Raw genomic sequence first — 7804 nt, forward strand, 5'->3', positions numbered from 1 at the left:
CACGCTATGTGCGGCGCGGAGGCTGTCGTGATTGACGCCAAAGACGACCGTGGCGTCAACGTCGGGCTCCGCGGGCTGGGAAAACAGCACGCGCCTGGCACCGGCTTTCAGGTGCTGCTCCGCGGTGAGGCGATCCGAAAAGGCGCCGGAGCATTCCAGCAGCATATCCACCCCGATAGCGGTCCAGTCCAGATTGGCGACGCTCTCTTCGCGCAAGAGCCTTTTCTGCTGGCCATTGATACACAGACGGTCGTCCAGCAACTCGACGGTGCCGGGGAATCGCCCGTGGGTAGAGTCATAGCGCGTTAGGTGGGCCACGGTGTTCGCATCTGCCAACTCGTTGATCGCCACCACCTGCATGGCATCACGGTGGGGGCTCTCCTGGAGCGCCCTTAGCAGAGTGCGACCAATGCGTCCGTAACCGTTGATGGCAATCCGCAACATGGCCCTAGATGGACTCCAGAACCTCAGTCACCACGGCGGTCACGTTATCCACGGTAAAGCCGAACTGCTCGAACAGCTCACCCGCCGGCGCAGATTCGCCAAAGGTGCTCATTCCGACGATGCGACCGTCGAGCCCCACATACTTATGCCAGTAGTCCACGTGAGCTGCCTCTACGGCCACGCGCGCCAGGCAGTCGCTGGGTAATACCGATTCCCGATAGCCCGCATCCTGTTGTTCAAACACCTCGGGGCAGGGCATGGAGACTACCCGTATCGCGCGATCTGACAAAGCCTCCGCTGTCTGCATAGCCAGTCCCACTTCAGAACCGGTGGCAATCAGGATTGCTTCTGGCGCGCCGTCGCAATCGCGGAGCACATAACCGCCCCGGGCAACGTTAGCCAGCTGCTCTGCATTGCGCTCCTGGTGCGGCAACCCCTGACGGGAAAACACCAGCGCCGAGGGGCCGTCAGCACGTTCCACGGCGGCCTTCCAGCACACCGCTGACTCTACGGCATCGCAGGGACGCCAGGTTTGCAGGCCCGGCGTAGCGCGAAGCGCGGTTAACTGCTCTACTGGCTGATGGGTGGGGCCGTCCTCACCCAGACCAATGGAGTCATGGGTGTACACGAAGATGGAGCGCTGGCGCATCAATGCCGCCATACGCACGGCATTGCGGGCATATTCCATAAAGATCAGGAAAGTCGCGCCGTAGGGAATGAAGCCCCCATGGAGCGCAATGCCGTTCATGATGGCAGACATACCAAACTCGCGAACACCGTAATAAATATAGTTGCCCGCAGCGTCATCAGCGTTAACGCCCTGAGATCCAGACCATAAAGTCAAATTGGAACCCGCCAGGTCTGCGGAGCCACCCATAAACTCGGGAAGCATGGGGCCCAGCGCATTGATGGCGTTCTGTGAGGCTTTTCGCGAGGCGATAGTCTCGCCGGCGGCCTGACACTGTTCTATATAAGCCTGTGCTTTAGCCGAAAAATCCGCCGGCAAATCACCTGCCAGGCGACGCTCGAGCTCCGCGGCCAGCTCTGGGTGCGCCTCCCGGTAGCTATCCATTACCGTATTCCAGGCCGCTTCCTGTTCAGCGCCAGCCGCCTTTGCATCCCATCCGGCGTAGATATCGTCGGGGATTGTGAAGGCATCGTGCGTCCATCCGATGGCTTCTCGCGTTGCCACGATTTCGTCGGTGCCCAGGGGTGCGCCGTGGGTCGCGGCGGTACCTTCCTTATTGGGAGCACCCTTACCGATCACCGTGCGGCAACAGATAAGTGTCGGACGGGAACTATCTGCCCGCGCCGCCTCGGTAGCTGCCTCGATGGCTGCGGGATCATGTCCGTCTACGCTGGCAATCACCTGCCAGCCGTAGGCCTCAAAACGTTTGGGGGTATCGTCGCTAAACCACCCCGCGACCTCACCATCAATGGAAATGCCGTTGTCGTCGTAGTAGGCGATAAGTTTTCCTAGTCCGAGGGTACCCGCGAGGGAGCAGACCTCATGGGAGATGCCCTCCATCAAGCAGCCATCTCCCACAAATGCGTAGGTAAAGTGATCAATTACCTCGTGACCGCCGCGGTTGAACTGCGCCGCGAGGGCCTTCTCGGCGATCGCCATGCCCACGGCGTTGCTGATGCCCTGGCCGAGGGGGCCTGTCGTGGTTTCAATGCCCGGCGCGTAACCATACTCAGGGTGGCCGGGGGTCTTGCTGTGAAGCTGGCGGAAGTTTTTGATCTCTTCCATGGGCAGGTCGTAGCCCGTCAAGTGCAGCAGCGAATAAATCAGCATGGAACCGTGGCCGTTGGACAGCACGAATCGATCACGATTGGGCCAGTCGGGGTTTTGCGGGTTGTGGCGCAAAAAGCCGTTCCAGAGCACTTCGGCGATATCCGCCATCCCCATGGGTGCCCCCGGGTGGCCGCTGTTGGCCTGCTGAACGGCATCCATGGAAAGGGCGCGAATGGCGTTCGCAAGGTCGGTTTGGCTGGTCATGCTGATACCTGAGGAGTCTACGCGGGGCGCGCATTATCGGGCAAGCAGGGCCGGGGGTAAACCGAGTATCCAGGGCCTCTTTCACGCAGTTATGCGTTTAAGCCGGAACATCCGCCTTCAATTTGATGTGCGCTTGGGTTCTGCTAGGCTGATTCTTATGGATAATCCAATCGACAGTCGAAAGCCTTCGACAAAGGCGGGGCTACCATCTTTCAAGGCTGGAGCAGCTGCTGATAAGGCTAAAGAAGCTCCGTCGCGGCGTCTGGGCATGGGCCACTACAACCTCCACAGCATGAGCCTGGATGCCAGCAACACGCCTCTAGCCAAGCTCCTTGGCTACCCAGACAAGCTCCAGTGCCTCGAGGGCTTTGATCCCGGAGCCCACAATATTCGGTGGCTTTTCGACGCTCTCATCCATGCTTTCACGGGTAGTGTCGAGAACAATTTCGAGCCCGCCACAAGTAAGCGATTTAGCCAGGAACTGTTGCTTAAGCGAGTCGACGGCGGGACTGTCACTGTGCGCGCATCTTTCAGCTATGACGCCGACAATCACGGAATGGATTTCGTGTTCGAGGACGTCGAGCACCTCAAAGTCATAGAAGGGGTAGTGGCAGAGGCGTTCGCGGATCTTCGGCGCTTATCCGGGGAAGAGTTCCTCTGGGGTGCCGTGCGCACGCTCTCGGACCTATTCGACGGGGCTTTTGTGGGATTGGCGGTACCGGCCGATACACCCGACACTTTGGTGGTGGAGGCGGCCTGGGAAAAAGGCAGGCCCGCCGACAGTTTTTGCTACGACATAGCGGGCACGCCCTGTCGGGAGGTGTTCGGCAAGCAACCGAGGAGCTATTGCGCCCACGTTGCCGAGCTTTTCCCCAACGATGTCGAACTGCAGCGCATGGGGGCAGAGGCTTACATCGGCGTACCTTTATTCGATGAGGATCGAGAAGCAGGGGGAATCCTTTGCCTCATCAGTAAAGATCCGGTGAGTGACGATAGATCCATCAAAACCGCATTGCTGGCCTATGCAGAGCGCGTCAGCCTTGAACTCGCCCGCCAGCGCAGTGAGCACAAACTGCACTCGGTATGGCGCAACACCGTCGCGGCGATTTCCGCCACCATTGAGAAGCGCGACCCCTACACCAGCGGACACCAGGCACGAACGGCAGAGCTGGTTACCCGTATCGCCAGGGCCCTGAACTGGCCGGAAGCCGCTATCGAAGGGCTCGAAATGGCAGCACTGATGCACGATATCGGTAAGATCAACATTCCTTCAGAAATTCTCATGAAGCCAGGCGCACTCAGGGAGGAGGAGTTCGCCCTGATAAAAAGCCACCCCCAGGCCGGCTACGACATCCTGAAGTCCGTGGACTTTCCCTGGCCGGTAGCCACGATGGTGCTCCAACATCACGAGCGCCTGGACGGCAGCGGCTATCCCCGGGGATTGAAGGCGGAAGACATTCTGCCCGGGGCGCGTCTACTTGCCATTGCGGACGTTGCCGAGTCCATGAGCTCCCACAGACCCTATCGTCCGGCACTCGGGATGGACGCCGCCCGGGCAGAAATTCAGCGCGGTATGGGCACTATTTATGACGAAGCCATGTGCAAGGCGTTTTTAGCGCTAGAGGTCAGTCCCAGCAGTTAAGGCCATCCAGCGGAAAACAACCTATATCAAAATTCCTTGATATAGGTTGAGTTGCTGCTACACTCCGCGCCCTATGAATTCGGCAGCCCCCAGTCCTTTAGCTCCGGCGGAGAGCAAAGACACCCAGACTCAGCTCGCCAGCCTATGCAAGGCGGCGGCAGACAGTCTGCGTCTGCGCGTTTTGCGCCTGCTGCGCCACGATGCCATGGACGTGTCCGAGCTCTGCGCCGTTTTGGACGTCCGTCAGCCCGCCCTGAGCCACCATCTTAAGCTCATGAGCACCGCCGGTTTACTGTGCAGCCAACGGGACGGCAATCATATTTTTTACCGGCGGCAGGAGTTAACGGGAGATGAGCCCTTCGCCGCGCTCCAGCAGGCGCTGCTCAGCGCGGCAGACACCCTGGAGCTGGGCGTGAACGAAGAAGCTCGTCGCGACAGGCTCCAACGGCAGCGGGAACAGAACTCTCTCGATTTCTTCACCAGTAATGTGGCGCGATTCCGTGAGCAGCAGGATCTCATTGCCGCCCCGGAGCGCTACGCCGGCGCTGTGAACAGTCTTCTTGATGCACTCCCCGTCGCACACCGCAGAACAGCATTAGAAGTGGGTCCCGGTGACGGCTGGCTGCTACCTCGCCTGAGCGAGCAGTTTGAGCGCGTCATTGCCCTGGATAATGCACCGGCCATGCTGGAGAGCGCGCAAAGCACGGCCGCAACGCTGAACAACATCGAGTTTATCCTCGGCGATACCCGTCACCAGGCACTGATGTCGCTGCGCGCCGATTTGATTGTGATCAACATGGTGCTCCATCACACGCCGGACCCCGCAAGCACTTTGCAGGACGCAGCCAGCGCTCTGGCACCGGGCGGTGCGCTTCTTATTACGGAGCTCTGTGAGCATCAGCAGGGCTGGACCCGGGAGAACTGCGGAGACTTATGGCTGGGATTTGCACCGGAGCTGCTGCAGGACTGGGCATCCGCTGCGGGCCTTAAGGAGCTTACCGGCAGCTACCTGGGCCAGCGTAACGGATTCAAACTTCAGCTGCGCCTCTTCGTAGCAGCAAAAAATACATCTTAGATTGTTATAAGGAACAACTATGAGCGAGTACGGCATCTTCACTTCGGAATCGGTTTCCGAAGGACACCCGGACAAAATGGCCGATCAGATTTCTGACGCGGTGCTGGACCATATCCTGAGCGACGACCGGGATGCACGGGTCGCGGTGGAGACCATGGTCAAAACCGGAATGGTCGTGGTCGCCGGTGAGGTGACAACCAATACCTACGTTGACCTTGAGGAAATTGTTCGCGACGTGGTGCTGGACATCGGCTACAACAGCTCCGACGTGGGCTTTGATGGTGCATCCTGTGCTGTACTCAATGCCATTGGCAAGCAGTCCCACGATATCGCCATGGGTGTTGATGAAGGCGAGAAGAAAGAGCAGGGTGCCGGCGACCAGGGCCTCATGTTTGGCTACGCCAGTAACGAAACCGATGTACTCATGCCAGCACCCATTTATTACTCTCACCGATTGGTGGAGCGCCAGGCCCAGCTTCGCAAGGACGGCACTCTGAATTGGCTCCGTCCCGACGCAAAAAGCCAGGTGACGCTACGCTACGACAACGGCAAGCCCGTTGCCGTAGACGCCGTAGTGCTCTCCACACAGCACGACGCCGAAGTCTCTCAATCAGATATCCGCGAAGCGGTCATGGAGATGATCGTTAAGGACGTGTTACCTGCCGAGTGGCTCCACGCCGACACGCAGTACCACATCAACCCTACCGGCCAGTTCATCATTGGCGGCCCCGTGGGGGACTGCGGACTTACAGGCCGCAAAATTATCGTTGATACCTACGGTGGCATGGCCCGTCACGGTGGTGGTGCCTTCTCCGGTAAGGACCCCTCCAAAGTCGATCGCTCGGCGGCCTACGCGGGACGCTACGTTGCCAAAAACATCGTCGCAGCCGGGCTTGCCGATCGCTGCGAAATCCAGGTCTCCTACGCCATCGGTGTGGCAGAGCCTACGTCCATCTCAGTCAACAGCTTTGGCACCGGCAAGATCGATGACCTGCGCATTGTCGAGCTGGTTCGTGAACATTTTGACCTGCGGCCCAAGGGCCTGGTGGACATGCTGGACCTCAAGCGACCCATCTACCGCGCGACTGCAGCCTATGGGCATTTTGGCCGCGAAGAGCCGAACTTCACCTGGGAACGTACTGACAAGGCAGAAGCTCTGAAGGCGGCGGTCTAAACGAACACCATGCAGCGCAATTCGGTAAGGCTGCTCGCGGGACGCCAAACAGCGTCATCCATGACAGGCTCGGCAATCGCCATCCATGGCGATTGACGCCCGCGATCAACCTTACCGACTCACACTGCATTACTGCGGCGATACATCAGCCGAGTAGAGCAAAGATCACACCCACAAATTTTTAGAGAAGTAATCAGGAGCAGTAATATGAGCACCGTAACCAAGCTGAACACCACCCCCGACTATCGCGTCGCCGACATCAGTCTTGCCGACTGGGGTCGTCGCGAGCTGGAAATTGCCGAAGGCGAAATGCCGGCATTGATGGCGCTTCGTGAGCAGTACGGCGATTCCAAGCCCCTGTCGGGCGCGAAGATCCTCGGCTGTATCCACATGACCATCCAGACCGGTGTGCTCATTGAGACACTGACGCACCTGGGCGCGGAAGTGCGCTGGTCCTCCTGCAACATTTTCTCTACCCAGGATCACGCAGCAGCGGCTATCGCGGCCTCAGGGGTTCCGGTTTTTGCCTGGAAGGGTGAGACCGAAGAAGAGTACGAGTGGTGCATCGAGCAGACTATTCTAAAGGATGGCCAGCCCTGGGATGCCAACATGGTCCTGGATGATGGCGGCGATCTCACCGCGATCCTGCACGACAAGTATCCGCAGATGCTCGACACAATCCACGGCATCACCGAAGAGACCACCACCGGTGTGCACCGTCTTTATGAGATGCTCGAAGCGGGCACACTCAAGGTACCTGCGGTCAACGTTAACGATTCCGTGACCAAGTCCAAGAACGACAACAAGTACGGCTGTCGCCACAGCCTTAACGACGCCATCAAACGTGCCACGGACCACTTGCTGTCGGGCAAGCGTGCCCTGGTCATCGGCTACGGTGATGTTGGTAAAGGTTCTGCTCAGTCGCTCCGTCAGGAAGGCATGATCGTTCGCGTGACCGAGGTGGACCCCATCTGCGCCATGCAGGCCTGCATGGACGGCTACGAAGTGGTATCACCCTACATCGATGGCATCGATGACGGCAGTGACGAGTGCATCGATCGTGAACTGCTCCAGAAAACAGACCTGCTGGTCACCACCACCGGCAACTACAACGTCTGCAACGCCCGTATGCTGGGCGCACTCAAGAGTGCGGCGCTGGTGTGCAACATCGGTCACTTCGACAACGAGATCGACACCGCCTTCATGCGCGCCAACTGGGGCTGGGAAGAGGTCAAGCCGCAGGTGCACAAGATTCACCGCACCGGCAAAACCATCGACGCCACCAACGACGACTACCTGATCCTGCTGGCCGAAGGCCGCCTGGTGAACCTGGGTAACGCCACCGGCCACCCCTCACGCATCATGGACGGCTCCTTCGCCAACCAGGTACTGGCGCAAATCCACCTGTTCGAGCGCAAGTTTGCCGATCAGTCTGCCGCAGACAAAGCCGCTGCACTGACCGTTGAA

6 protein-coding genes are annotated in these 7804 nt (G+C 59.1%); 4 read left to right on the top strand and 2 right to left on the bottom strand.

Annotated elements, in window-relative coordinates:
* Positions 1-444 (bottom strand): glyceraldehyde 3-phosphate dehydrogenase NAD-binding domain-containing protein (locus tag ACTG3T_RS06255; RefSeq protein ID WP_439101405.1); only part of this gene is annotated, 444 nt, incomplete at its 3' end.
* Positions 445-448: 4 nt separating this feature from the next.
* Entirely contained in the window at positions 449-2446 is a 1998-nt protein-coding gene (gene tkt / locus ACTG3T_RS06260; protein ID WP_439101406.1) for a transketolase, read from the bottom strand.
* A gap of 157 nt (positions 2447-2603) precedes the next feature.
* Between tkt and ACTG3T_RS06265 the strand changes: the two genes are divergently transcribed.
* The 4 genes from ACTG3T_RS06265 to ACTG3T_RS06280 form a co-directional block, all read left to right on the top strand.
* The gene (locus tag ACTG3T_RS06265; protein WP_439101407.1) at positions 2604-4088 is read left to right on the top strand and encodes an HD-GYP domain-containing protein; all 1485 of its coding nucleotides are present in this window, start codon (positions 2604-2606) and stop codon (positions 4086-4088) included.
* Positions 4089-4161: 73 nt separating this feature from the next.
* Positions 4162-5163 carry an ArsR/SmtB family transcription factor gene (locus tag ACTG3T_RS06270; RefSeq protein WP_439101408.1) on the top strand — a complete coding sequence of 334 codons (1002 nt, stop codon included), beginning with the start codon at positions 4162-4164 and terminating at the stop codon, positions 5161-5163.
* A gap of 19 nt (positions 5164-5182) precedes the next feature.
* Positions 5183-6337, top strand: coding sequence for a methionine adenosyltransferase (gene metK, locus ACTG3T_RS06275; RefSeq protein WP_439101409.1), 1155 nt, complete (start codon positions 5183-5185; stop codon positions 6335-6337).
* A gap of 207 nt (positions 6338-6544) precedes the next feature.
* Positions 6545-7804: adenosylhomocysteinase (locus tag ACTG3T_RS06280; RefSeq protein WP_439101410.1), on the top strand; the 1260-nt coding region annotated here is incomplete at its 3' end.

This window comes from Congregibacter sp. (assembly GCF_965660375.1).
Lineage (GTDB): Bacteria > Pseudomonadota > Gammaproteobacteria > Pseudomonadales > Halieaceae > Congregibacter.

Coding starts and splice junctions, on each gene's coding strand:
- metK (WP_439101409.1), top strand. CDS start 5,183: ATGAGCGAGTACGGCATCTTCACTTCGGAATCGGTTTCCGAAGGACAC.
- tkt (WP_439101406.1), bottom strand. CDS start 2,446: ATGACCAGCCAAACCGACCTTGCGAACGCCATTCGCGCCCTTTCCATG.
- ACTG3T_RS06270 (WP_439101408.1), top strand. CDS start 4,162: ATGAATTCGGCAGCCCCCAGTCCTTTAGCTCCGGCGGAGAGCAAAGAC.
- ACTG3T_RS06265 (WP_439101407.1), top strand. CDS start 2,604: ATGGATAATCCAATCGACAGTCGAAAGCCTTCGACAAAGGCGGGGCTA.